This window comes from Pseudoduganella sp. GW821-FHT05F09 (assembly GCF_059419605.1).
Window position 1 is genome coordinate 419,598 of record NZ_JBWKSD010000001.1, and the last position, 24,704, is coordinate 444,301.

Sequence of the window (24,704 nt, forward strand, 5' to 3'; positions counted from 1 at the left end):
ACCGTGCGGCGGCTCTGGCGCATTATTGCTTGCTGGAGCGATAATGGCATCCCGAGTGCGCCACCCTGCTGACTATATGGATTCAAGCATTACCCCAGGCCTGTTGATACTGCACGGCAACCAGATGGAACTGCTGCGCGCGGCGGTGTTCCAATGGCTGCGCAACCATCCGCTGGCGCCGCTGGAATCGGACATTTTCCTGGTGCAGTCGAACGGCGTGGCGGAGTGGCTCAAGATCGCGCTGGCCGAGGAAATGGGCGTGTGCGCCGCCAACCGCGTGGCGCTGCCGGCGCGCTTCCTGTGGGAGACCTATCGCGGCATGCTGGGGCGCGAACGGGTGCCGCGCATTTCCGCCTTCGACAAAGGCCCGCTGACGTGGCGGCTGATGCGTCTGCTGCCCACGCTCTTGTCGGACGAGTTGTTCGCGCCGCTGCGCCATTTCCTGGGCGACGGCGACCCGGAGCGCCGCCTGCAGCTGGCCGAGCGCCTGGCCGACTTGTTCGACCAGTACCAGGTCTACCGCGCAGACTGGCTCACGGACTGGGCCGCCGGGCGCGACGCGCTGCGCAACGCGCGCGGCGAAAGCGTGGCGCTGGCGCCGGACCAGCGGTGGCAGGGCGCGCTGTGGCGCGCGGTGATCGCCAGCGTGCCGGAGCAGGAGCGCGCCCTGGGCCGCGCCGACGTGCACACCGAATTCGTGGCGGCGGCCGCCAGCGGCGCCGCGCCGCAGGGCAAGCTGCCGCGCCGCATCGTGCTGTTCGGCGTGTCCGCGCTGCCCTACCAGACCTTGCAGGCGCTGGCCTCGCTGGCGCGCTACACGCAGGTGGTGCTGGCCGTGCCCAATCCCTGCCAGTTCTACTGGGGCGACATTATCGAAGGGCGCGACCTGCTGCGCAGCGCGCACCGCCGCCAGCAGCTGCGCAACGGCGTGGACCTGGGCATGATACCGCTGGAGGAACTGCACGCGCACAGCCATCCGCTGCTGGCGAGCTGGGGCCGCCAGGGGCGCGACTTCGTGCGCATGCTGGACGAATTCGACGCGGCGGCGAATGAAGCCGCACAGCTGGCGCTGGAGCAGGGCAGGGATGAAGACAGCGGCGCCGTGGCCCCGCTGCGCGTGGACCTGTTCAGCGACGGCGAGGGCGACACCATGCTGGCGCAGATGCAGGCCGCCGTGCGCGACCTGCTGCCGCTGTCGGACCACCACTATCCGCAGCCGCCGGACAGCGACCGTTCCATCGAGCTGCATGTGGCGCACAGCGTGCAGCGCGAAGTGGAGGTGCTGCACGACCAGCTGCTGGCCATGTTCGCCGCCGCCCAGCATTCGGACCGCCCGCTGCGCCCGCGCGACGTGGTGGTGATGGTGCCGGACATCGACGTCTTCAGCGCCGCCATCCACGCCGTCTTCGCGCAGCACCGGCGCAGCGACCCGCGCTACATTCCGTTCGAAATCGGCGACGTGAACGACCGCAGCGTCAATCCGCTGCTGGTGGCGCTGGAATGGCTGCTGCGCCTGCCGCAGCAGCGCTGCCGCCAGAGCGAGGTGCGCGACCTGCTGGACGTGCCGGCGCTGGCCGCGCGCTTCGGCCTGTCGGAGGACGACCTGCCCACGCTGGGCCTGTGGATAGAGGGCGCCGGCGTGCGCTGGGGCCTGGACCAGCAGCACCGCTCCGGTCTCGGCCTGGCCCCGGCCGGCGAGCAGAACGCCTGGATCTTCGGCGTGCGGCGCATGCTGCTGGGCTATGCCAGCGGCCGCGACACGGCTTTCGGCGGCATCGAATCCTACGGCGAAGTGGGCGGGCTGGATGCTGCGCTGGCCGGATCGCTGGCGCAGCTGGTGGAGGCGCTGCTGCACTGGCGCGCCCTGCTGGCGCAGCCGCGCTCCCCGGCCGAATGGGGCGTGCAGGCGCGCGCGCTGCTGGCCGCCTTCTTCGACGCGCGCGAGGAGGGCGACCGCCTCACGCTGGCGCTGCTGGACGACACGCTGAACCACTGGCTGGAAACCTGCGAAGGCGCGGGCTTCGACGAGGCGGTGCCGCTGGCGGTGTTGCGCGAGTCCTGGCTGGGCGCGCTGGACGAGCCCACGCTGGACCACCAGTTCGTGTCCGGCGGCGTGACTTTCTGCACCCTGATGCCGATGCGCGCGGTGCCCTTCCGCGTGGTCTGCCTGCTCGGCATGAACGACGGCGACTTCCCGCGCCGCGCCCGCAAGGCCGACTTCGACCTGCTGGCGCTGCCTGGCATGGCCCGCCCCGGCGACCGCTCGCGCCGCGACGACGACCGCTACCTGATGCTGGAAGCCGTGCTGGCCGCGCGCGACAAGCTGTATATCAGCTGGGTGGGCCGCCATGTGCGCGACAACAGTGAACAGCCGCCGTCGGTGCTGGTGGCGCAGCTGTGCGACTATCTGAAGGCGGGCTGGCGGGTGGACCTGGCCAGGCGCACCACCGAGCACGCGCTGCAGCCGTTCAGCCGCCGCTACTTCGAAGCGGGCGGCCTGCTCACTTATGCGGGTGAATGGCGCACGGCGCATGCGGCCGACAAGTCCGACAAGGCCGAAGATGCGGGCGCCGAGCCGTCCGCCAGCCTGCCGCCCTACGAGCTGGACCCGAACTTCCGCCTGCGCCTGAACCAGCTGGCCAGCTTCATGCGCCAGCCGGTGCGCTACTTCTTCCGCCAGCGCCTGGGGGTGATGTTCGCGGAAGCGGCCGTGGTGGGCGAGGACGAGGAGCCGTTCGCGCTGAACGCCCTGCAGCGCTACCAGCTGGAAGACATGATGCTGGACGACAGCGGCGAGCCCGAGCCGATGGCCGACGTGCGCGCCAACCTCACCGAGCGCGCCGAGCAGCTTGGCCGCGAAGGCCGCCTGCCGATAGGCCTGATAGGCAAGCAGGAGCAGCTGAAACTGGTGGAGGCGCTGGTGCCGGTGCGCACCGCCTGGCTGGAGCTGTGCGCGCGCTACCCGCTGCCCGCGCCCAAGCTGCCGGTCAGCCTGGCGTTCGGCGGCGTGCCGGTGGAAGACTGGGTGGACCAGCTGCGCAGCAACGGCGCCGAGAAGGTCTGGCTGGCGCAGATGTCGTCCAAGGCGGCCAGCAAATCGCGCGAGGAATACAAGGGCCGGGGCGACAAGCTGATCGCCATGTGGCTGCGCCAGCTCGCTGCGGCCGCGCAAGGCGAGTCCGTCACCGGCTACCTGGTGGCGCGCGACGTGATCGTGAAGATGGCGCCGCTGGAACTGCAGCCCGCGCGCGACGCGCTGGAACGGCTGGTGGCGATCTGGCGCGACGGCATGAACCGCCCGCTGCCCACCGCCTGCAAGACCGGCCTGGCGCTGGTGCAGGGAGGCGACCCGCGCGCCACCTACGACGGCGGCTTTGAAGTCAGCGGCGAGAACCAGGACCTGTGCCTGGCCCGCCTGTGGCCGGACTTCGCCGCCTTGGCCGCCGAACCGGAATGGACCGACGTGGCGCAGGAGCTGTACGGCCCGCTGGCCGACTGGATGGCCGGCCAGATAACGATTACGCCCATCGCAGGCGAGGACGAACAATGAGCTTGCTCGCACCACTGACCTTTCCGCTGCACGGTTCGCGCCTGATCGAGGCCAGCGCCGGCACCGGCAAAACCTGGACCATCGCCGCGCTGTACGTGCGCCTGGTGCTGGGCCACGGCGGCGAGCAAGCCTACGGCCGCCCGCTGCTGCCGGCCGACATCCTGGTGATGACCTTCACCCGCGCCGCCACGCGCGAGCTGTCCAACCGCGTGCGCGAGCGCCTGATCGAGGCGGCCGCCTATTTCCGGGGCCAGTCCGGCAAGCAGGACGGCTACCTGGACGCGCTGCTGGAATCCTATCCCTCGCACGCGGAACAGCAGCAGGCCGCGCACCGGCTCATGCTGGCCGCCGAAACGATGGACGAAGCGGCCATCTTCACCATCGACGCCTGGTGCCAGCGCATGCTGCGCGAGCACGCCTTCGACAGCGGCAGCCTGTTCGACGAGGAACTGGTGGGCGACGAGGGCGCGCTGTTCGAGGACGCCGCGCACGACTACTGGCGCCAGCACGTGTATCCGCTGAAGGAGGCCGCGCTGGGCCAGCTGCTGCGCTGCTGGACGGACGTGGAGGCGCTCAAGCGCAGCGTGCGCGAGCTGTCGCGCCGCAGTGAATTCATCAACGAGGCGGGCGGGGACGGCGCGCCGGCGGACGAAGCGCTGGACGCGCTGATCGCCCGCGTGCTGCGCACCCAGCGCTCGCAGCTGCTGGAGCTGAAGGACGGCTGGAGCGAGCGCGCCAACCGCATGGAGCAGTGGATAGCGCAGCAGCGCGGCGCCGCGCCCAAGTGCTTCAACGGCGTGAAGATGAAGCCGGAATCGCTGGTCAAATGGTTCGACGGCCTGCGCGCCTGGGCGCAGGACGACTACATGGTCTTCCCCGATATTTCGGACACGGCCTGGCGCCGCCTCACGCCGGACGGCATCGCCGACGCCTGCGCCAAGGGCTACAGCCCGTCCATCCCGGACGACTTCGAGGCCACCGCGCTGCTGGCCGAGGGCCTGAAGGGCATCGAGCCGCTGGAGCACCCGCTGTACCGCCACGCGGCGGCAGCCATTGCGCGCCGCATGGCGGAGCTCAAGCGGCGCTCGCGCCAGTTCGGCTTTGCCGACATGCTGGAGCGCCTGCGCGCGGCGCTGCTGGGCGAGAACGGCGCCGCGCTGCGCAAGCGCATCACCGAGCAGTATCCGGTGGCCATGGTGGACGAGTTCCAGGACACCGCGCCCATCCAGTACCAGATTTTCGACCAGCTGTACCGCGTGGCGGACAACGCGCCGGAGACGGGGCTGTTCATGATCGGCGATCCCAAGCAGTCCATCTACGGCTTCCGTGGCGCGGACATCCACAGCTACCTGTCGGCGCGGCGCGCCACGGAAGGGCGGCACTACCAGCTGGGCACCAACTTCCGCTCCACGGAGGCGCTGGTGGCGGCGGTCAACCAGGTGTTCCTGTATGCGGAAGGCGCGGCGCCGGGCGAGGGCCTGCCGCGCGGCGCATTCCGCTTCCGCAAGCCGGACGGCGTCAATCCGCTGCCCTTCGACGCGGTGGGCGCCAACGGCCGCAAGGAGCGCCTGGTCGGCACGCATGGGCAGCTGGAGGCGCTGATGGTGAGCTGCAGCCAGGCCGACGACATGAAGGCGGACGCCTACCGCGACTTCTTCGCCTGGCATTGCGCCGAGCACATCACGGCCATGCTGAACGATCCGCAAGCGGGCTTCGAGGGGCCGGACGGCTTCAAGCGCCTGCAGCCGGCCGATATCGCGGTGCTGGTGCGGGACGGGAAGGAAGCGGCGGCGATACGGCGCGCGCTGCAAAGGCGCAAAGTCATCAGCGTGTATTTGTCGGACAAGGACTCGGTGCTGGAGAGCGAGGAGGCGGGCGACGTGCTGCGCTGGCTGTCGGCACTGGCCAATCCGCTGGACGGCGCGCTGGCGCGGGCCGCTTTCGCCACCCGCACGGCGGGCCTGCCGCTGGCCGAGCTGGCGCGCCTGTCGGCGGACGAACTGGCATGGGAGCAGCGCGTGGAGCAGCTCAAGGCGCTGCACGTGATCTGGCAGCGCCAGGGCGTGCTGGCCATGCTGCGCCGCTTCATCCACGAACTGGATCTGCCGGCGGCCTTGCTGGCGCAGGCCGGCGGCGAGCGCAGGCTGACCAATCTGCTGCACCTGGCCGAACTGCTGCAGTCGGCCAGCCGCCAGCTCGACGGCGAGCAGGCGCTGATACGCTGGCTGGCCGAGCAGGTGGAGGGCGGCGGCGAGGGCGGCGACGAGCGCGTGCTGCGGCTGGAAAGCGACGCGGAACTGGTGCAGGTGGTCACGGTGCACAAGTCCAAGGGCCTGGAGTATCCGCTGGTGTACCTGCCGTTCGCCACCACGGCGCGCAAGGTGGACCGGCGCAACCGCAGCTTCTTCGAATACACCGGCGAGGACGGCAAGCGCAGGATAGACATGTCGCTGTCGGAGGAGGCGCTGGAGGCGGCCGAGGCGGCGCGCCTGGAGGAGGACTTGCGCCTGCTGTACGTGGCGCTCACGCGTCCGCGCCATTTCCTGTGGCTGGGCGTGGCCGCGCGCGGCGCCAGCGCGCTGCACGACTCGGCGCTGGGCTATCTGCTCACCGGCGGCGAGCCGCTGCCGGGCGCGGAGCTGCTGGCGCGCTGGGAGCAGGTGAAGGGCGGCTGCGCGGCCATCTCGGTGCGCGCGCTGGAGCAGGCGGGCGCGCTGACGGTGCTGAACCGCGTTGAACAGCGCCCGCAGCTGGTGGACGCGCAGCGTTTCGAGGGCGACTTCGAGCGCGACTGGTCGGTAGGCAGCTTCACCTCGCTGGCGCGGCGCGGCAACGCCCCGGCCCACGGCGGCGGCGCCGCACCCGGCCAGGCTGCGATGGCTGCGGGCGGCCAGCCCGGCAGCCGCCACGTGCCGCGCAGCGCGGTGGAGGAAAAGCTGCTGGAAGGGCTGGAGGCGGCGCCGGCCGTCCGTCCCGAGGACGCGCCCTGGCACCGCTTTCCGCGTGGCTCCGTGCCGGGCAACTTCCTGCACGAGCAGCTGGAGTGGATGGGGCAGGAAGGCTTCGGCGAGGTGCACGATGCGCACTTCGACGCCCGCCTGCTGCGCCGCATCGAGCGCGCCGGCTGGTCCAACCGCCAGGACGACACGCTGGCCTGGCTGCGCGCCATCGCCACCACGCCGCTGCCGCAGCTGGGGGCGTCGCTGTCCGAACTGGACGGGGTGCTGCCGGAAATGGAATTCTGGTTCCCCAGCGAGCGCCTGAGCACCGGCGCGCTGGACCGCCTGTGCCGCCGCCACCTGCTGCAAGGCGTGGCGCGGCCCTTGCTGCCCGAGCGCCAGCTGCACGGCATGCTGAAAGGCTTTACGGACCTAGTGTTCGAGCACGAAGGCCGCTACTGGGTGCTGGACTACAAATCGAACGCGCTGGGCGCGGGCGACGCGGCCTACCACACGCAGGCGCTGGCGGCGGGCATGGCCGAGCACCGCTACGACATCCAGGGCGCGATCTACATGCAGGCGCTGCACCGGCTGCTGCGCAACCGCATGGGCGGCGCTTATGACCCCGCGCAGCACCTGGGCGGCGCGGTCTTCTTCTTCCTGCGCGGCATAGGCAATGTCCACACGCGCGGCTGCTACCTGCTGGAACCGGCCCCGGAACTGCTGGACGGGCTGGACGAGTTATTGAGCGAGACTGAGCGAGGCACCACAGTTTGAACACCACCGACGACACCCACTCCACCGCGCTGCTGGCCCGGATCGACGCGCTGACCGAAGCAGGGCAGCTGCGCCGCCTGAGCGGCGCGTTCGCGCGCTTTATCGCCTCGCTGGGCCACAGCTCGCCGCCGCTGATGCTGGCCTGCGTGCTGCTGTCCGAGCTGGAAGGGCGCGGCCACAGCTGCCTGCTGCTGTCCGAGCTGGCCGGCGATCCGCGCGCCCTGCTGGGCTGGAGCGAGGAGGACTGGAGCGCCTTGCGCACCAGCGCCGGTCCGCTGCCCAAGTCCGCCGCCGCGTGGAACGCCATGCTGTACCAGTGCGACCAGGTGTGGCCGGTGCAGGACCTGGATTTCCAGCAGCCGCTGGTGCTGGACGGCGAGCGCCTCTACCTGCGCCGCTACTGGCGCGACGAGAGCACCGTGGCGCGCGCCGTGCGCGAGCGCGCCGCCGCGCAGCGCCTGGTGGACGTGGGCCGTGTGCGCCACTGGCTGGACACGCTGTTCCACCACGCGCCGCGCGAGGGCGGACCGGACTGGCAGAAGATCGCCTGCGCTGCGGCGCTGCGCAGCAACCTGGGCATCATCACCGGCGGGCCGGGCACCGGCAAGACCTACACCGTAGCGCGCCTGCTGGCGCTGCTGTTCGCCACGGCGGGCGGCGCCAGCGGCGCGGACCTGGGCAGCTCGGCCGGCGGCGTGCGCATTGCGCTGGCCGCGCCCACCGGCAAGGCTGCGGCGCGGCTCAAGCAGTCCATCGACAACGCGCTGGAGGAACTGGCCGAGCGCGTGCCCGAGCTGCGCCTGCCGGAACTGGCGGCCCGCATGGGCGCGGCGCGCACCCTGCATAGCCTGCTCGGCGCGCGGCCCGATACGCGCAGCTTCGTCCACCATCGCGGCAATCCGCTGGACGTGGACGTGCTGATCGTCGACGAAGCGTCCATGGTGCACCTGGAGATGATGGCGGCGCTGCTGGACGCGCTGCCGCCCAGCGCGCGCCTGATACTGCTGGGCGACAAGGACCAGCTGGCGTCGGTGGAAGCCGGCGCGGTGCTGGGCGACTTGTGCCACGACGCGCAGGCCGGCGGCTATAGCGCCGCCACGGTGGACTACATCCGCGCCGCCACGGGGCAGGAGATTCCGCCCGCCTTCCAGGGCGCGGCCGGTGCGCTGGCGCAGCAGACCGTGATGCTGCGCGAGAGCCGCCGTTTCGGCGGCCCTATCGGGCAGCTGGCGCTGGCCGTCAACGCCGGCGACGCGGCCGCCGCGCGCGCCGTGCTGGCTGCGGACAGCGGCGGCAAGCTGGCCTGGATGGATCCGGCGCAGCAGCAGGACGTGCTGCAGCTGGCGCTGTCCGGCTACCAGGACTACCTGCGCATGATAGCCAAGGCCGGCGCGGGCGCCGACATCGCCGCCGAAGAGCATGAGGCCTGGGTGCTGCAGGTGCTGCGCAGTTTCGAATCGTTCCGCATCCTGTGCGCGGTGCGCGAGGGGGAGTGGGGCGTGACGGGGCTGAACGAGGCCATCGAACAGCGGCTGGAGGCGGCGGGGCTGCTGCGCAAGCGCGGCGAATGGTATGTGGGGCGGCCGGTCATGGTCACCCGCAACGACTACGGCACCGGCGTGTTCAACGGAGATATCGGCCTGACCCTGCCGGATCCGGCGCGGGCCGGCTCGCTGCGCGTGTATTTCAGCGAAGGCGCCAGCATCCGCAGCGTGCTGGCCACGCGGCTGCGCCAGGTTGAAACGGCGTTCGCCATGACGGTGCACAAATCGCAGGGGTCGGAGTTCGCGCACACGGTGGTGGCGCTGCCGCGCGAAGGCGGCGCGGTGCTGGCGCGCGAGCTGGTCTACACCGGCATCACGCGCGCCAAGGAACACTTCACTTTATGCACGCCGTCGGCGGCGGTGCTGGACAGCGCCATCGCCCAGCGCACGCAGCGCGCGAGCGGCCTGCGTACCCTGATCAGCGAATAAGGCAGGCCGGGCGGCTCAGGCGGCGCGGCGGCGGCGCGGGCTCTTGGCCACCGGCGCCTTCTTGCGGCTGGAGGCGCGCATCACGCGCGGCTTTTCTTCTTCGCCGCCCGAGATGAAGCGGCGGATATTGAAGGCGTCCATCAGGCGCGCCGAGTTGGCCTTGGCGTTGAGCAGCACCACGGTGGCGTTCTTGCCGGCCGAGGTGATGCGCATGATCAGGCAGCGGCCCGCTTCTTCGGTGTAGCCGGTCTTGGACATGCCGATGTCCCAGCCCTTGGCGCCCACCAGGCGGTTGGTGTTGTGGTACTCCACCTGGCGGCCTTTGATCTTGATGACGTCCTTCTTGTCGGTGGTGATGCGGCGGATGTCTTCGTACTTGGCGGCGGCGGCGGCCATCTTCACCAGGTCGGCGGCGGTCGATTTGTTATTCGGCGACAGGCCGGTCGGCTCCTCTATCATGGTCTGGGTCATGCCCAGCGCGCGGATCTTGGCGTTCACGGCGGCCTTGAAGGCCGGCATGCCGCCCGGATAGGTGCGGCCCAGCGAGGCGGCGGCGCGGTTGTCCGAGGACATCAACGCCAGCTGCAGCACGTCGCCGCGCGAGATGGTGGCGCCCACCGGCACGCGCGAGGTGCTGTGCTTGAGCGTGTCGACGTCGACCTTGTCGATCTCGATTTCCTCGTCCATGTTCTGCTTGGCGTCCAGCACCACCATGGCGGTCATCAGCTTGGTCAGCGATGCGATCGGCACCACCGCGTTGGCGTTTTTCTCTACCAGGATTTTGCCGGTGTCGTCTTCGACCACCAGCACCGACTGCGAGCCGAGCGGCATCGCCATAGCGGCGGCGCTCAAGGACATCAGCAGGGCAACTACTGTTTTCTTGATCATTTTTTGTCTTCGGAAAGAGGGTATTCGGGCGGGGACGGCGGGACAGAAGTTTACTATCTGTGCGGCAACGTTTTCCCAAGATCGACAATACAGGAAATCGACTAACTCGTCTATTGAAACCGGCCCCGCAGCCTCTGCGCGGGACGAAAAAAAGCCCCGCAGGGGGGCTGCGGGGCCGTGGTGTGGCGAAAATGTCCGCCGGAGCTTACTTGGTGGCGAAAATCTTGTCGAATTCGCCGCCGTCGTCGAAATGCTTCTTCTGGGCCGCGCGCCAGCCGCCGAACACCGTGTCCACGCTCAGCAGGGTAATCGGCTTGAAGGTCGCGGCGTATTTCTTGGCCACCGTTTCCGAGGTCGGGCGCAGGTAGTGCTTGGCCAGGATTTCCTGGCCGGCGTCCGAGTACAGGAAGTTCAGGTAGGCGGTCGCTTCCTTGCGCAGGCCGCGCTTGTCGACCACCTTGTCCACCACCGCCACCGGCGATTCGGCCAGGATGGAGACGGCGGGATACACCACTTCGAAGTTGTCGCCGAACTCGGTGCGCACCAGCTGCACTTCGTTTTCAAACGTCACCAGCACGTCGCCGATCTGGCGCTGGGTGAAGGTGGTGGTGGCGGCGCGGCCGCCGGTGTCCATCACTGGCACGTTCTTGAAGATCTTGCCCACCAGCTCGCGCGCCTGCGCTTCGGTGCCGCCTTTTTTCAGCACCGAGCCCCATGCGGCCAGATAGGTGTAGCGGCCGTTGCCGGAGGTCTTGGGATTCGGGATCACCACTTTCACGTCCGGCTTGGCCAGGTCGGTCCAGTCCTTGATCTGCTTGGGATTGCCCTTGCGCACCAGGTAGACCACGGTGGAGTAGAACGGTGCGGCGCCGTGCGGGAACTTGGCTTTCCAGTCGGCGGCCACCAGGCCTCGGTCGGCCAGCAGGTCCACGTCGTTGGCCTGGTTCATGGTCACCACCGACGCTTCCAGGCCGTCCGCAACCGCGCGGGCCTGCTTGGATGAGCCGCCGTGCGACTGGTTCACGGTCAGCGTGGCGCCGGTCTTCTGCTTGTAGTCGGCGATAAAGGCCGGATTGATATCCTTGAACACTTCGCGCATCACGTCGTAGGAGACGTTCAGCAGCACCGGATCGGCGGCCAAGGCGTTGCCGCCCAGCGGCAGCGTGGCGGCGACGGCGATGGCGGCCAGCAGGCTGCGCCGTTGTAAATTACTTGCGCTAAATACGGAATTTTTCTTAGACATGGTTCGCTTTCGTAAAAAACATATATGCATGGTCTATAATTTCTGCCCGAAAAGATACGAATTGTTTGTTATATGCTTAGACTATAAGCGCTGGCAGGAAGCCCGGCCAGCGGCCCGACGGTTTTTCACCCGCTGGTGTATAGTCGGGCTGTGACGCCGCCCGGCGGGTAATTTTTTTGAACACACATGAGTCTTGAAATTCGTATTGCTGCACCGGAGGACGCTTTTGCAGCGTGCACAGTGCTGCGCCGTTCCATCACCGAGTGCTGCGTGGCCGACCATAAGGACGACCCTGCCATCCTGGGCGCATGGCTGGGCAACAAGACACCGCAGACCGTCGCGAGCTGGTTCGAATCCCCCACCAATTATTCGCTGGTGGCGCTGAAGGACGGCGCCGTGATCGGCGTGTCCCTGCTGACCGGCGCCGGCAAGCTGGCGCTGTGCTATCTGCTGCCGGAGGCGCGCGGGCTGGGCGCGGGCAAGGCCATGCTGGCCAAGGTGGAGGAAACCGCCTGCAACTGGGGCGTGAAGGCCGTGCAACTGCACAGCACGGCCACCGGCGAGGAGTTCTTCGCCAGCCAGGGCTATGTGCGCTCCGGCCACGTCCGCTCGCCCTACGGCGTGGACACCATCTTCTTCTGGAAGCAGCTCGACCGTGGCGCGGCGCCCGACGCCAGCCAGCGCAAGCGTTTCTGCAACTGCAATTCGGCCTGAGGCCGCCTTCCACCATCCCCATGACCGATATCGCAGTCTCCCGCCAGGACATTTTCCCGACCACGCTGTGGTCTTTCGACTTGAGTTTCTTGCAGCCGCATTTCCCCGTGTGGCTGAACGCGGTGCAGCAATGGCGCGCGGCGCAGCCGCAGCCCGCCGGCGGCAGCATGCGCAAGGGCTGGAACAGCAGTGCCAGCCTGTTCGAGCAAGCCGTGTTTGCGCCGCTGCACGAGGCGGCGCAGGCCTGTTTCGGCCAGGCTTTACAGGAAATGCAGTTGCCGGGCGCGGTGCGCTTCCGCATGGAGGGCTGGCTGGAGGTGCATGAGCAGGGCAGCTTCAATATGCCGCATGTGCATGCGAACCGTTTGCTGAGCGGATGTTTTTATCTGCAGGCGCCGCCGCAGTGCGGCCCGCTGCTGTTCCGCGATCCGCGCCCGGCGGTGGCGCTGGGGCAGGTGGCGGGACGGGGCGTCAACGGCGGCGGCCTGACGGCGGCGCAGCCCAGCGCGGGGCAGCTGCTGGTCTTCCCGAACTGGCTGGAGCAGCAGCTGGAACCGCACGCGGGCGGCGCGCAGCGCGTGGCCATAGGCATCAACGCGGTCGCCGCCTAGCCGGCAGGCGCCGGTCCCGCAGTCAGCACAGGGCGCAGGGCTGGCCCGCGCCGGCTTCGCTGCGGCTGCCGCGCGCGTTCAGCGCCGCGCCGTCCAGCACTTTTCCATCCACGAACATTTTCAATTCGCCCGGCACGAAGGCCACCCAGCTTTCATTGGACGTGAGCGGCTCGGTGGCGATGACGGCCATGCGGTCGTCCAGGTCATTGTGGTTGCGGAAGTCTATGCTGCGCTCGCAGTCCACCAGGCTGGCTACCGAGAAGGGGTAGGCGCGCGCCACGTAGTGCAGGCGGGTGGAGCAGTGCGCGAACAGCGTGTCGCCGTTGGAGAGCAGGAAGTTGAAGCTGCCGTGCACGGCGATCTCGGCGCTCAGCTCGTGCACCGCCACATACAGCGCGCGCCGGCTGGGCGCGGAGCGGAAGCGGTCGGCCAGACCGGACATCAGGTGGCAGAAGGCGCGTTCGCTGTCGGTGTCGCCTTCGGGCGTGTAGGCGCCGGCGTCGGGATAGAAGCTTTTCAGGTCGCCGTTGTGCGCGAAGGACCAGGTCTGCCCCCACAGCTCGCGCGTGAACGGATGGCTGTTCTCCAGCGCCACGCGGCCCTGCGTGGCCTTGCGGATGTGGGCCACCACGTTGCTGGCCTTGATGCGGCGGCGCTTGATGCGTTCGGCCAGCGGCGACTCTATCGTCGAGCGTTCCTCGGTGTACAGGCGGCAGCCGCGCCGGGTGTGGAAGGCGATGCCCCAGCCGTCCTTGTGCTCGCCGGTGCGGCCGCCCCGTTCGGCGAAGCCGGCGAAGGAGAAGCGCAGGTCGGCGGGTTTGCTGCTGTTCATTCCGAGTAGCTGGCACATGGCGGAGGCGCTGGTGGGCGATAGTGGCGATGGGATTACGATACCGTCGCGCCATGGGGCCGGGAACGAATGTTTCAGCATATGCATATACGCGGCTTGAAATGCTTGTGTCATGCGTATTCCGCATATGGAATGGCGAAACCATTCCTTCTGGCGCGCACGGCGCTCGGCTAATCTGGCGGCATACCAGCAATTGGAGCAGCGCATGACTTACCCCGTACTGAAGCAATACCTGGCCCGCCTGTCCGGCCAGGACAGCACAACCACCAGCATCTGGCTGGACGCGGACGGCCGCGCCCAGGGCCGCTTTTTCAATTGCACCATGACCAGCGCCTTCCAGCCGGTGCGCGAACTGGCGCAGGGCGGCGTGGTGGCTTACGAGGGCCTGGCGCGCAGCGTGTCGGCGGCCGACGAGGGCTTGTCGCTGTGGCGCTTGCTGGACCATGCGGCCAGCGACGACGAGTCCGTGGAGCTGGACCGCCTGTGCCGCATGCTGCACGCGATTAATTTCTTCCGCCAGGACGACAATGCGGGCGCGGACCTGTACCTGAACGTGCACGACAGGCTGCTGAGCGCGGTCAGCAGCAACCACGGCTACGCCTTCCAGCGCATCCTGGACGCGCTGGACCTTCCGATAGGGCGCATCGTGCTGCTGCTGCCGACGGTGACGGCGCAGCAGGGCTGGCTGCTGAGCTATGTGGCGGACAACTACCGCCGCAACGGCTTCCGCTTCGCGGTCAACGCGGCCAGCGCGCGCGAAGGGCTGCATCTGCTGGAGCGGGTGCGGCCGGACGTGATACGGCTGGACGCGCGCGGCCTGGTGGACGAGCAGGGGCTGGCGGGTTTGCTGGAACGCGCCGCCCAAGCCGGCGTGCGGGTGGTGTTCAAGCGGGTGGAGACGCCGGAGGCGCTGCTGGCGCTGCAGCGCATCGGCGCCGCGTCCGGGCAGGCGCTGCTGGCCCAGGGTTTCCTGCTGGATGTGCCGAGGACGGCGCTGCTGAATGCCGGCGAGGCGCTGGCCGCCGCCGCTTAAATTTTTCTTAAACCTGCAGCACATACTTAAAGAGGTTTCTCAACTCCCCCTGCTATACGCTATAGTAATCAATATCGTTACACTGGAATTGCTATGGTTACTCGCAGGGATATCTTACAGACAGGATTTGGGCTGACCGCCGCCAGTTTCATCGGCGTGCCCTTGCTGGGATGCGCGTCGGCGCCAGCCAAGGCGGTGGCGAAAGCGAAGCCCGCCGCCATCCATCCCGCGGTACAGACGGCCTCGGCCCCGGCACAGGTCCAGCCTGCATTGCAAACCGAGCTGGAACCGCCGCCGGACATTTTCGACGCGCAGCTGCTGGACATGGAATTCTGGCTCAAGCCGCGCACCCTGACCGTGACGCGACCCGCCAGCGGCGAAAAAGCCCGCCTGCTGTACTGGAAGGACGGCGAGGTGATCGACGCCGCCTACCAGGAGCTGTGCCACCTGCTGCGCGACGTGAACGGCAAGCAGACCGCGCCCATCGATCCCAAGCTGCTGGAAACGCTGTGGGGCACGCAGGCTTTCGTGGCGCGCTACGGCATCGAGAGCCCGGTGGAAATCCTGTCCGGCTACCGCACGCCGGATTCCAACAAGCGCCTGATCGAGCAGGGCGTGCCGGCCGCGCGGCAGTCGCTGCACATCCAGGGCAAGGCGGCCGATATCCGCATTCCCAATCTGAACGCCGAAGTGCTGGGCGGGCTGGTGCGCAGCTTCCGCCAGGGCGGCGTGGGCTATTACTACCGCAATACGCCGCAAGGCGGCTGGATCCACGCGGACACCGGACTGAAGCGCACCTGGAAAGGCTGACGGGGTTGTATGACCACAGCATGACTAATCCTGCGCGCCGGGTTACACTGCCGGATTCGTATAGTTTTACCGACAGGAAATCCATGCAGGACGCAGTAGACGCAGAGAACCATGGCGCGGCCAAGCCCCGCTTCCGCCCGGTGCCCTGGAGCGCGCTCGAGAGCCCGGCCGACGTCGAGCTGTGGATAGAAGAGCACAACCTCGCGCTCAAGGAGCACATCGCGCCCCATGAAACCGGCTATGGCGTGTGCTTCACGCTGGCCGAGGGCGGCACCATCCATATGCAGACCAGCGCCGACGGCGCCATTATCCTCGACGTGGACGCCGAGGCGGACTGGGTCGCGCCGCTGATCGCGGCCGTGGCGCAGGCCGAGCCGCCGCAGGGCGCCATGTGGGTGCTGCCGGACGACAAGCTGGTGCAGCTGATTATGGGCCTGAGCAGCCTGATCGCCACTTCAACGCTGGTGGCGGGCCACAATTTCGGACGCGGCCAGCGCCGCCGCTACTAATCGCCACTAAAAAACTGACAACAAGGATAAGCATGCGCACTTCCCGATACTCTTTGAAACTCGCCGCGGCCGGGCTGCTTCTGGCCGGCGCCATGGCCGGCGCGCACGCGGCCGACCTGCTCGAGACCGTCAAGGCGCGCGGCGCCATCAAGGTGGCGCTGGAAGGCACTTATCCGCCGTTCAACTATAAAGACCAGAAGACCGGCGAGCTGGCTGGCTTCGACGTGGACGTGGCGCGGCTGATCGCCGGCAAGCTGGGCGTGAAGACCGAATTCGTCACCTCCGAATGGGCCAGCATCCTGGCTGGCCTGCAGGCCGGCAAGTACGACGTGATCGTGTCCCAGGTGACGGTGAACCCCAAGCGCGAGCAGGCTTTCGATTTCTCCGTGCCTTACGAGTATTCGATGCCGCAGCTGGTGGTGCGCAAGGACGAGAAGGCGCAGTACGCCACGCTGGCCGACCTGAAGGGCAAGCGCGTCGGCGTGGGCCAGGGCAGCGTGTATGAGCAGCAGGCCAAGGCCGTGCCGGGCATCGAGGTGCGCAGCTATCCGGCCGCGCCGGAAAACCTGCGCGACCTGGCCGTGGGCCGGGTGGACGCGGCGCTGAACGACAGCCTGATGACGGCCTATCTGCTGAAAGCCTCGGACCTGCCGATCAAGGCTGGCGCCAAGGTGGGCAAGGTCGAGAAAGTGGCGGCCGCCTTCAAGAAGGGCAATCCGCAGTTCAAGGCGGCGGTGGACAAGGCGCTGGCCGATGCCGCCGCCGACGGCAGCCTGAAGGCCATTTCGGTGAAATGGTTCGGCGTGGACGTGAGCAAGGCGCCTTAAGCGATGGGGCTGCCGGAGCTGCAGGACTTATTCAGGGAGGCCGCCCCGGTGATGCTGACCGGCGCCGGCTATACGCTGGTGTATGCGGTGGCGTCCATGCTGGGCGGCGTGCTGCTGGGCTTTCCCACCGCCGTGGCGCGCATCCTGCCGTGGAAGCTGCTGGCCTGGCCGGCCGGTCTGTATGTCAGCGTCATGCGCGGCACGCCGTTGCTGGTGCAGATGTTCGTCATCTATTACGGCCTGCCCAGCGTGGGCATAGAATTCACCCCGGTCACGGCCGGCATCCTGGCGCTGAGCCTGAACGCGGGCGCCTACCTGTCCGAGAGCCTGCGCGGCGCCATCCAGAGCGTGGCGCGCGGCCAGTGGTGGGCCAGCTACAGCCTGGGACTGGGCTACTGGCAAACCCTGCGCCATGTGGTGCTGCCGCAGGCGCTGCGGGTGGCGGTGCCGTCCATGAGCAACACCCTGATCAGCCTGATCAAGGACACCTCGCTGGTGTCGGTGATCACCATGACCGAGCTGATGCTCACCACCAAGGAGCTGATCGCCACCACCTTCCAGCCGCTGCCGCTGTACCTGGCGGCCGCCGCCATCTACTGGGTGCTGAGCCTGGGATTCGAAACGCTGCAGCGCCGCGCCGAGCGCCACCTGAACCGCGCGCACGCGCGCTGAGCTTGTGGCGTAGCGTCCTCGCTTGCCGGAGCGGCTGGCTCGACATTGCCAAAGCGCCATGTTAGTCTAGGCTTCATGGATAAGGACACGCACGTTCCCGCAGCGGAAGCCGTTCCGCCGGTCCTGGGCCCTGTTTTTGGCGGCCTTGCCAGCGTGCGCGTGCACGACGCCGCGCTGTCCGGCGCCAGCACCGACGGCGAGGACGGCCTGGCGTTCAGCCCGGAGCGCCTGCGCTACGAGCAGGAACAGGGCTATTTCAACGATATCTACCTGCTGGCCCCGGTGGGCTATTTCGTGCTGGCCTTCGACACCACCTTGCTGCAGATGAACCTGGTGGGCGCCGACCTGCTGGGCCTGCAGCGCAACAACCCCGGCCGCGCCAAATTCCGCGACTACGTGGCGCCGCGCTTCCTGCAGGACTTCGACGCCTTTGTGCAGGGCGCGCTCAACTCGAGCACGCCGCAGCGCTGCGACCTGCAGATGACGCGCGGACGCGCCGGCGAGCAGGGCTATCCGGTCACGCTGCGGGCCAGCGCGGACGGCAGCGGCCAGGCTTTCCGGTTGGTGCTGGAACTGGCCGAGGGCAAGCTGGCCGCGCTGGAGCGCAGCGAGGAGCGCTTCCGCCGCATCGTGCACAGCGCGCAGGAGGGCATCTGGGAGATCGACGCGCAGTCCTGCACCTCCTTCGTCAATCCCAAGATGGCCAGCATGCTGGGCTACCCCATCGAGGAGATAGTCGATCAGCCGCTGATGGCTTTCATGGACGACGAGGGCCGCGCCATCCTGGAGCGCAATATCGCGCAGCGCCAGCAGGGCGGCGGCGGCGAGCGCCACGAATTCAAATTCATCCGCCGCGACGGCAGCGCGCTGTGGACCACCCTGATCACCAACCCCATCTTCGACGCCAAAGGCGTCTACTTGGGCGCGCTGGCGCTGGTGACCGACATCAGCGCCAGCAAGGCCTCGTCCGACCTGATCTGGCACCAGGCCAATTTCGACGCGCTCACGGCCTTGCCCAACCGCCATATGTTCCAGGACAGGCTGGGCCAGGAAATGAAGAAGGCCAAGCGCGAAGGCCTGATACTGGCGCTGCTGTTCATCGACCTGGACCAGTTCAAGCAGGTCAACGACACGCTGGGCCACGAGCAGGGCGACGCGCTGCTGGTGCAGGCGGCGGCCCGCATTGCCGATTGCGTGCGCGCCTCGGACACGCTGGCGCGGCTGGGCGGCGACGAGTTCACGGTGATCCTGGCCGGGCTGGAGCAGGTCGCCAGCGCCGAGCGCGTGGCGCAGAATATCGTGGCGGCGCTGGCGCTGCCGTTCGCGCTGGGCGGCGAGCAGGGCGAGGTGTCGGCCAGCATAGGCATCGCCTGCTATCCGGCCGACGCGGCCACGCCCGAGGAGCTGCTGCGGCACGCCGACCAGGCCATGTACGCGGCCAAGAAGGCCGGCCGCAGCCGCTACCACTATTTCACCCAGGACCTGCAGCTGGCCGCGCAGCACCGCCAGCGCCTGGCGGCCGACCTGCGCAGCGCGCTGGCGGCCGGCGAGTTTGAACTGGCCTACCAGCCCATCGTCAACCTGGCCAGCGGCATGATAGAGCGGGCCGAGGCGCTGCTGCGCTGGCGCCACCCGCAACGCGGCGTGCTGCATCCGGGCGAGTTTATCGAACACGCCGAGCACAGCGGCCTGATGGTGGAGATCGGCGACTGGGTGTTCCGGCGCGCGGCGGACCAGGCCAAGCAGTTCCAGGCCGCGCTGGGGCGTCCCTTCCAGATCAGCGTGAACCAGTCGCCGGTGCAGTTCCGCGGCGACCCGGCCTGGTGCCAGGGCTGGCTCGAGTACGTGGCCCGGCTGGACCTGGCGCCGCGCAGCATCGTCATCGACGTGACCGAGGGCATCTTGCTGGACGGCGCGGCCGAGGTGCTGCAGCGCCTGCGCAGCTACCGCGAAATGGGCTTGCAGGTGGCGCTGGACGACTTCGGCACCGGCTACGCCTCGCTGTCCCACCTGAAGACCTTTGACATCGACTTCCTCAAGCTGGACCGGGTCTTCGTGCAGGACATGGCGGGCGATTCGGGCGACCTCGCGCTGTGCGAGGCCATCGTGGTGATGGCGCACAAGCTGGGGCTGAAAGTGGTGGCTGAAGGCGTGGAGACGGCGGCGCAGCAGGCGCTGCTGCTGCAGGCCGGCTGCGACTACGCGCAGGGCTATGTGTTTGCGCACGCGCTGGCGCCGGACGAGCTGCTGGCGCTGGCGCGCAGCGGGGTGGCGCTGATAGGGAAGTAAGAAAGGCGGAGTCTAGCGCAGCGCTTAGCGCAGGCCGAGCAGCGCCATCACGCGTTCGCGGTTGATGCCGGTCAGCGCCGAGGTCAGGCTCAGCAGGGATGCATAGCTGGGTTCATTGGCCGCCACCACGAAATTCTGCGCCGCCTGGTCCATGCCGGCCGCGCTCACCTGCGGCATGGCCGACACGGCGCGCGCGCTGGCGTCGCTAAGGGCCAGGTTGACCTTGGCCAGCGCCGCTTCCACGTGGTTCAGCGCCTGGATCACCTGGCTCAGGGTCTGGCGGATGGCGTCGGCGTCGCTGGTGCTCCAGGTTTCCGGCGCAATGGCCGGCGCTTCCGGTTCGGTGCGCACGCGGTGCAGCTGGCCGGTGGGGAAGCGGATGCCGCCGCCCTGGATGGCCATGGTGTCGCGCACATTGGCCCAGGCCGATTCGGGCACGGTGAATTCGAGATCGCCGTTGTCGCCCATGCCCACGCTGATATTGACCGGCACCAGCGCCTGGTTGAAGCGCTGCAGGATTTCGTCGTCCGACAGCCCTGGTTCCAGTGCCACCGAACGCAGGCCGGCCGCGCCGCCGCCGACCGCGATGGCCAGCGTTTCACGCGCGCCGCTGCGCAGATTGCTCATATTCATGCCGCGCACCTTGAAGCGCTGCATGGACTGGCTGGAGTTGTAACCGAGCTGGCTGTCCAAGGTTCCCCCCGACGCATCCTGGCGGTTGCGCCAGGTGTCGCTGAACTGGCGCACGCGCGCTTCCACCTGGCCGTCGCGGCCGGCGCGGCTGGCCAGCTTGGCGCTCAGTTCGGCCTTCAGCATGCGCAGCTGGGCCGCGCTCTGCTCGAGGAAGTCCACCGCCTGCTGGGCGCCGGAAATATCGCTCTGCAAAGGCTGGTCCCAGTTGCTCACGCCGCGGCGCGGCACCGGCGCGGCAGCGCTGGCGCCGGCGGCAGGCGTGCCTACCGGCGCCGCCAGCGTGGTCTCGTCGACCTTGCTGGTGGAGCTGGTATTGCCTGCGGCGAGGCCGCTGGAACTGGGGCGCGGAGCGATTTGCATGCGAATTACAGTACGTTGAACAGGGACAGGTTGCTTACCTTGGCGTAGGCCTTGTAAGTGGATTGTAATGCAATATTGTAACCGTTTAGCTCGGTCGCGGCGACGCCGTAGTCGAGCTTGCCGATATCGGTCAGCGCCATCTGGTTCGACAGGCTGACGTTGCTGTGGTTGTCCTTCAGCGTGGCCAGGATGTTCTGCGAGCCGCCGAACGCGGCGATCTTGCTGGACACCAGCGTCATCGTGTCGTCCGAGCCGTCCAGCGCGCCTTGCAGCAGGGCGCGCATGGCGGGATCGTTGGGCGATACGCCCGGCACGGTCAGGCCCTCGAGCACGGAGTCGATCTGGTTCAGATAGCTTTCCAGGCCCTGCACATCCACGTTGGCGGTCTGCGCGATGCCGTTGCCGACCACGACTTCCTGCTTGCCGTTGTTGCCGGCGTAGCTGTAGCGCGCGCCCGGCGCCGCGCTGGCGTCGAAGCTGATGGCCGGCGTGGTGGTGAGGGTGCCGGAGAAAATGTATTTGCCTTCCTGGTCCTTGACGTTGGCGCTGTAGAGCATGCTTTCGCGCAGCGACTGCAGCGACGTGACCATGGACTGCAAGTCGTCCGGCGTGGTGCTGCCGCCGTCCAGCGCCCACACCATCAGGTCGCGCACCTGGTTGACGTCGCCGACCACGCTGGTCAGATAGGTTTCGTTCTTTTGCAGACGGATCTGCACCGCGTCGATATTGGCGGTGTACTGGCTGATGATGGCTTCTTCGCGGTTCAGTCGCGAAATGCGCACATTCGATACCGGATCGTCGGACGGCACCTGGATGCGCGCGCCGGAGGCCATTTGCGCGGTCAGGCGGTTCACTGCGTCCTGGTTGTAGGACAGCGAACGGTTCATGACGGCTTGAGACTGGGATGTGGCGATACGCATGGCGGCCCTCTTAGTTGAACATCGCCAAGGTGGCGTCGAACAGGTTGTTGGCCACTGCCAGCACTTTCATGTTGGCCTGGTACATATTCTGGAACTCCACCAGGTTGATCGCTTCCTCGTCCTGGTTCACGCCGCTGGTCGATTTCCAGTCGTCCTCGGACTGCTGGCGGATGGTGGTGGCGGTTTTCAGCAGCGCCTGGTTCTGCTGGCTGTCGATGCCCAGCTTGCCCACCAGCTGGGTGTCGGCGTCGCCCACCAGCACCGAGCCGATGGACGTCAGCGTGACCGGCTGGTTCTTGATGCCGATCAGCACCTGCAGGTTGGCGCTGTCGCCCGGCGTGCCGTCGGACGAGAAGGCCAGGTCGGAGGCCTGGAAGGCCGGGTCGATCTGCAGCATGCCGGTGGTGCTGGCGGCATTGAAGGAGAACAGGTCTTTGCCGGGATTGCCTGCCGTGTCGAAGCCGGCGCGCAGCTGGGTGTTGACCTTGTCGGCCATCTGCTCGGCCAGGTCCTTGATCGACTGCTGCAGCGGCTGCAGGATGTTTTTATCGTAGTCGGCCAGGCCGCCCATCTGGCCGCCCACCTTGGTGTCGTCCAGCTGGAACTGCGAATTGCCGAATTTCAGCGTGAGCACCGGGTCGCCGGCGGTGCTGACCAGGGAAACGGTGCTGGCCAGATTGCCCACCACCAGCGGCTGGCCGGTGCGCATCGAGACGCTGCGCGAACCGTCCGGCTGGTCGATCACTTCGATCGACACCATGGAGGCCAGCTGGTCGATCGCCATGTCGCGCTCGTCGACCAGGGCCGAGGTGTTGGTGCCGCCGGCGGCCGCGCCTGCGATGCCTTCGTTCAGGCGCGCGATATTGGCCAGGGTCTGGTTCATCGACGGCAGCAGGGCGTCGCGCTGCTGACGCACGGACAGGCGCTGGTTGGCCGTCACGTTGTAGATGCTGTTGAAGTGCTGCGACATGGAGTTGGCCGCCGTCACCACCTGCTGGCGCAGCGGGGTCGAAGTCGGGTCCACGCCGGCCGCGTTGAGGGCTTTGAAGAACTCGTCCACGCCGTTGCTCAGGCCGGACTTGTCGTCGCCCATCACGCGCTCCAGCTGCGACAGGTAGGGCTGGGTCTGGCTGTGCGCACCCAGGTCGGAGGCCGCGCGCCACATCTGCTGGTTCTTGTAGGAATCGGAAAAACGCAGCAAACCGCCCACTTGCACGCCTTCGCCGGCCTGTTTCGAGCCGAGGCCGGGCGCCATCGCATTGAGGAGCACGCCCTGGCGGGTGTAGCCCTTCGTTTGCAAGTTGGCAATATTTTGGCTGGTGGTGTTGAGGGCCGTTTGGGCGGCGATCGAACCGGACAGCGCGTTGCTGAGTATGCTCATTGGTGCTGGTCTTTCCTGGTGTAGGCTTGGACCAGTTGCTTTAAAGCATCATCACTGGTCCGTTAACTGATAAAGGCGACCACTTTTCGCGTGGGATTAAATGTTTTTGCCAGTATTTGCAGCGGGGGCCAGCGGCATGGGCACGCCGGGCTGCGCAGCAGGGGGCTGGGCCGGCGGGAGCAGCTGGCGCAGGATGGCGTCGGCCACGCCGAAGGCGCGCTGGCTGGCCATCTGGTCGGCCACCAGGTTGTCGGCCATGTCCAGCATGTCGCGGTTGATACTGTCCTTGTGCTCCTCGTCCTTGAGCGCCTCGGTGGAGCTGCGCATGCGGTGCAGCATGTCGCCGATAAAGAAGGATTCGAACTTGACGGCCGCCTCGGTGGCCTTGGCGCGGTAATGGGCGGCGGCGGGATCGGCGGCTTCGGTGGCGCTGGCCTCATTGGCCACCGGCGCCAGCGTGGGCTGCGCGGACGGACCTATGCTGAACTGGCGCGGGAGGATGGGGGCGAAACGGTCCATGGCGGTGGCTTTCTGTTAGATGACGACCAGTTCGCCTTCGATGGCGCCGGCCTGGTCCAGCGCCTGCAGGATGGCCATGATGTCGTCCGGCGAGGCGCCCAGCGAATTGACGGTGTCGATAATGGTTTGCAGCTTGGCGCCGGCCGGCCACTTGAACATCTGGCCCGAGCCCTGGTCCACGCTGACGTTGGACTGCGGCGTGACTTGGGTGGTGCCCTGGGCGAAGGCGTTCGGCTGGCTGACCTTGGACGACTCCGAGATCACCACTTTCAGCGAGCCGTGGGTGACGGCGGCGGCGCGCACGCGCAGGCCTTCGGCGATCACCACGGTGCCGGTGCGCGAGTTGAACACCACTTTGGGGTTCTCGTCGCCCACTTCGATGGGCAGGGTTTCCAGCTTGGCCATGAAGGCCACGCGCTGGGTGGGGTTCTCGGGCGCCACCACGTCCACGCTGGTGGCGTCGGTGGTGCTGGCGATGTCGCCGAACTTCTTGTTGATGGACTCCACGATATTGGTGGCGGTCTGGAAATGCGGGTGGCGCAGCGACAGGCGCACCGTGGGCTTGGTGGCAAAGTCGCTGGCGATTTCGCGTTCGATGGTGGCGCCGTTCGGAATCCGGCCCGAGGTGGGCGTGTTCACCGTCACCGAGGAACCGCTCTTGCCGGCGGCGGACAGGCCGCCCACCACCACATTGCCCTGGGCCAGCGCGTAGACCTCGTTGTCGGCCGCGCGCAGCGGCGTCAGCAGCAGGGCGCCGCCGCGCAGGCTCTTGGCGTCGCCCAGCGAGGACACGGTGATGTCGATGGCCTGGCCGCGCCGGTAGCCCGGCGGGAACACCGCGCTGACCATGACGGTGGCCACGTTCTTGCTCTTCGCGTCGGTGCCGTCCGGCACTTTCACGCCGAACTGCTTGAGCATATTGATCACGGACTGGCTGGAGAACTTGACCTGGGTCGAGTCGCCGCTGCCGTTCAGGCCCACCACCAGGCCGTAGCCCACCAGCGGATTGTCGCGCACGCCTTCGATGCTGACCAGGTTGCGCAGCGTCTGCGCGGCCCGGGCCGGCTGGGCGGAAAGCACGCCCAGCAGCGCGGTGCAGGCGAGGGCGGCGGAGACGAACGAGGTGCGGAAGGAGGTGCGGCGCAT

The 24,704-nt window shown here is 67.9% G+C and carries 19 protein-coding genes; 11 read left to right on the forward strand and 8 right to left on the reverse strand.

The features are described 5' to 3' along the window. Window positions 1–76: 76 nt before the first annotated feature. Genes recC through recD form a run of 3 tightly spaced genes read left to right on the forward strand, consistent with a single transcriptional unit; the run spans window position 77 to window position 9,239 of the window. Complete coding sequence (gene recC / locus AC07S4_RS01695; protein ID WP_494985591.1) at window positions 77–3,550, forward strand: exodeoxyribonuclease V subunit gamma; 3,474 nt, start codon at window positions 77–79, stop codon at window positions 3,548–3,550. Then, window positions 3,547–7,266 (forward strand): exodeoxyribonuclease V subunit beta, encoded by a 3,720-nt coding sequence (gene recB / locus AC07S4_RS01700; RefSeq protein WP_494984950.1) that lies wholly within the window; start codon window positions 3,547–3,549, stop codon window positions 7,264–7,266. Before recC ends, recB begins: the two co-directional genes overlap by 4 nt. Next, on the forward strand, window positions 7,263–9,239 hold the full coding sequence (gene recD, locus AC07S4_RS01705) for an exodeoxyribonuclease V subunit alpha (RefSeq protein WP_494984951.1): 1,977 nt from the start codon (window positions 7,263–7,265) through the stop codon (window positions 9,237–9,239). The genes recB and recD overlap by 4 nt, the downstream gene beginning before the upstream one ends. A gap of 15 nt (window positions 9,240–9,254) precedes the next feature. Here the strand turns inward: recD and AC07S4_RS01710 are convergent, their stop codons facing one another. Continuing rightward, a complete protein-coding gene (locus AC07S4_RS01710) occupies window positions 9,255–10,127 on the reverse strand; it encodes a serine hydrolase (protein WP_494984952.1) in 873 nt (290 codons plus the stop codon). 205 nt (window positions 10,128–10,332) lie between these two features. Next, the gene (locus tag AC07S4_RS01715; RefSeq protein WP_494984953.1) at window positions 10,333–11,370 is read right to left on the reverse strand and encodes a sulfate ABC transporter substrate-binding protein; all 1,038 of its coding nucleotides are present in this window, start codon (window positions 11,368–11,370) and stop codon (window positions 10,333–10,335) included. A 243-nt stretch (window positions 11,371–11,613) separates the two neighbouring features. Between AC07S4_RS01715 and AC07S4_RS01720 the strand changes: the two genes are divergently transcribed. Both AC07S4_RS01720 and AC07S4_RS01725 read left to right on the forward strand, forming a co-directional pair. Continuing rightward, a complete protein-coding gene (locus tag AC07S4_RS01720; RefSeq protein ID WP_494985592.1) occupies window positions 11,614–12,084 on the forward strand; it encodes a GNAT family N-acetyltransferase in 471 nt (156 codons plus the stop codon). 20 nt (window positions 12,085–12,104) lie between these two features. After that, the gene (locus AC07S4_RS01725; RefSeq protein ID WP_494984954.1) at window positions 12,105–12,695 is read left to right on the forward strand and encodes a putative 2OG-Fe(II) oxygenase; all 591 of its coding nucleotides are present in this window, start codon (window positions 12,105–12,107) and stop codon (window positions 12,693–12,695) included. A 22-nt stretch (window positions 12,696–12,717) separates the two neighbouring features. Here AC07S4_RS01725 and AC07S4_RS01730 read toward each other — a convergent pair whose 3' ends face one another. Next, a complete protein-coding gene (locus AC07S4_RS01730) occupies window positions 12,718–13,545 on the reverse strand; it encodes a class II glutamine amidotransferase (protein ID WP_494985593.1) in 828 nt (275 codons plus the stop codon). A 205-nt stretch (window positions 13,546–13,750) separates the two neighbouring features. On the opposite strand from AC07S4_RS01730, the gene AC07S4_RS01735 reads away from it, so the two are divergent. From AC07S4_RS01735 to AC07S4_RS01760, 6 genes are all read left to right on the forward strand, one after another. Further along, the gene (locus AC07S4_RS01735) at window positions 13,751–14,578 is read left to right on the forward strand and encodes an EAL domain-containing protein (RefSeq protein ID WP_494984955.1); all 828 of its coding nucleotides are present in this window, start codon (window positions 13,751–13,753) and stop codon (window positions 14,576–14,578) included. A gap of 93 nt (window positions 14,579–14,671) precedes the next feature. After that, window positions 14,672–15,388, forward strand: a complete 717-nt coding sequence (locus AC07S4_RS01740) for a YcbK family protein (RefSeq protein ID WP_494984956.1) — start codon at window positions 14,672–14,674, stop codon at window positions 15,386–15,388. A gap of 83 nt (window positions 15,389–15,471) precedes the next feature. Then, a complete protein-coding gene (locus AC07S4_RS01745; protein ID WP_494984957.1) occupies window positions 15,472–15,897 on the forward strand; it encodes a hypothetical protein in 426 nt (141 codons plus the stop codon). 32 nt (window positions 15,898–15,929) lie between these two features. Beyond that, window positions 15,930–16,724 (forward strand): transporter substrate-binding domain-containing protein, encoded by a 795-nt coding sequence (locus AC07S4_RS01750; RefSeq protein WP_494984958.1) that lies wholly within the window; start codon window positions 15,930–15,932, stop codon window positions 16,722–16,724. A gap of 3 nt (window positions 16,725–16,727) precedes the next feature. Further along, window positions 16,728–17,396 (forward strand): amino acid ABC transporter permease, encoded by a 669-nt coding sequence (locus AC07S4_RS01755; protein ID WP_161070755.1) that lies wholly within the window; start codon window positions 16,728–16,730, stop codon window positions 17,394–17,396. 75 nt (window positions 17,397–17,471) lie between these two features. Further along, entirely contained in the window at window positions 17,472–19,685 is a 2,214-nt protein-coding gene (locus AC07S4_RS01760; RefSeq protein ID WP_494984959.1) for a putative bifunctional diguanylate cyclase/phosphodiesterase, read from the forward strand. Window positions 19,686–19,709: 24 nt separating this feature from the next. Here AC07S4_RS01760 and AC07S4_RS01765 read toward each other — a convergent pair whose 3' ends face one another. The 5 genes from AC07S4_RS01765 to AC07S4_RS01785 form a co-directional block, all read right to left on the reverse strand. Further along, window positions 19,710–20,738 carry a hypothetical protein gene (locus tag AC07S4_RS01765; protein WP_494984960.1) on the reverse strand — a complete coding sequence of 343 codons (1,029 nt, stop codon included), beginning with the start codon at window positions 20,736–20,738 and terminating at the stop codon, window positions 19,710–19,712. A 5-nt stretch (window positions 20,739–20,743) separates the two neighbouring features. Continuing rightward, window positions 20,744–21,658: a flagellar hook-associated protein FlgL gene (gene flgL, locus AC07S4_RS01770; protein ID WP_494984961.1), complete on the reverse strand. Its 915-nt coding sequence runs from the start codon at window positions 21,656–21,658 to the stop codon at window positions 20,744–20,746. A gap of 10 nt (window positions 21,659–21,668) precedes the next feature. Further along, window positions 21,669–23,039, reverse strand: a complete 1,371-nt coding sequence (gene flgK, locus AC07S4_RS01775) for a flagellar hook-associated protein FlgK (RefSeq protein WP_494984962.1) — start codon at window positions 23,037–23,039, stop codon at window positions 21,669–21,671. 96 nt (window positions 23,040–23,135) lie between these two features. Then, window positions 23,136–23,558 carry a rod-binding protein gene (locus tag AC07S4_RS01780; RefSeq protein ID WP_494984963.1) on the reverse strand — a complete coding sequence of 141 codons (423 nt, stop codon included), beginning with the start codon at window positions 23,556–23,558 and terminating at the stop codon, window positions 23,136–23,138. 15 nt (window positions 23,559–23,573) lie between these two features. Beyond that, window positions 23,574–24,704, reverse strand: coding sequence for a flagellar basal body P-ring protein FlgI (locus tag AC07S4_RS01785; RefSeq protein WP_494984964.1), 1,131 nt, complete (start codon window positions 24,702–24,704; stop codon window positions 23,574–23,576).

What these genes read in the sequence shown, in the direction of transcription:
- recC (WP_494985591.1), top strand. Translation starts at nt 77, where the DNA reads ATGGATTCAAGCATTACCCCAGGCCTGTTGATACTGCACGGCAACCAG.
- recB (WP_494984950.1), top strand. Translation starts at nt 3,547, where the DNA reads ATGAGCTTGCTCGCACCACTGACCTTTCCGCTGCACGGTTCGCGCCTG.
- AC07S4_RS01710 (WP_494984952.1), bottom strand. Translation starts at nt 10,127, where the DNA reads ATGATCAAGAAAACAGTAGTTGCCCTGCTGATGTCCTTGAGCGCCGCC.
- AC07S4_RS01715 (WP_494984953.1), bottom strand. Translation starts at nt 11,370, where the DNA reads ATGTCTAAGAAAAATTCCGTATTTAGCGCAAGTAATTTACAACGGCGC.
- AC07S4_RS01725 (WP_494984954.1), top strand. Translation starts at nt 12,105, where the DNA reads ATGACCGATATCGCAGTCTCCCGCCAGGACATTTTCCCGACCACGCTG.
- AC07S4_RS01730 (WP_494985593.1), bottom strand. Translation starts at nt 13,545, where the DNA reads ATGTGCCAGCTACTCGGAATGAACAGCAGCAAACCCGCCGACCTGCGC.
- AC07S4_RS01735 (WP_494984955.1), top strand. Translation starts at nt 13,751, where the DNA reads ATGACTTACCCCGTACTGAAGCAATACCTGGCCCGCCTGTCCGGCCAG.
- AC07S4_RS01740 (WP_494984956.1), top strand. Translation starts at nt 14,672, where the DNA reads ATGGTTACTCGCAGGGATATCTTACAGACAGGATTTGGGCTGACCGCC.
- AC07S4_RS01745 (WP_494984957.1), top strand. Translation starts at nt 15,472, where the DNA reads ATGCAGGACGCAGTAGACGCAGAGAACCATGGCGCGGCCAAGCCCCGC.
- AC07S4_RS01750 (WP_494984958.1), top strand. Translation starts at nt 15,930, where the DNA reads ATGCGCACTTCCCGATACTCTTTGAAACTCGCCGCGGCCGGGCTGCTT.
- AC07S4_RS01755 (WP_161070755.1), top strand. Translation starts at nt 16,728, where the DNA reads ATGGGGCTGCCGGAGCTGCAGGACTTATTCAGGGAGGCCGCCCCGGTG.
- AC07S4_RS01760 (WP_494984959.1), top strand. Translation starts at nt 17,472, where the DNA reads ATGGATAAGGACACGCACGTTCCCGCAGCGGAAGCCGTTCCGCCGGTC.
- AC07S4_RS01765 (WP_494984960.1), bottom strand. Translation starts at nt 20,738, where the DNA reads ATGCAAATCGCTCCGCGCCCCAGTTCCAGCGGCCTCGCCGCAGGCAAT.
- flgL (WP_494984961.1), bottom strand. Translation starts at nt 21,658, where the DNA reads ATGCGTATCGCCACATCCCAGTCTCAAGCCGTCATGAACCGTTCGCTG.
- flgK (WP_494984962.1), bottom strand. Translation starts at nt 23,039, where the DNA reads ATGAGCATACTCAGCAACGCGCTGTCCGGTTCGATCGCCGCCCAAACG.
- AC07S4_RS01780 (WP_494984963.1), bottom strand. Translation starts at nt 23,558, where the DNA reads ATGGACCGTTTCGCCCCCATCCTCCCGCGCCAGTTCAGCATAGGTCCG.
- AC07S4_RS01785 (WP_494984964.1), bottom strand. Translation starts at nt 24,704, where the DNA reads ATGCGCCGCACCTCCTTCCGCACCTCGTTCGTCTCCGCCGCCCTCGCC.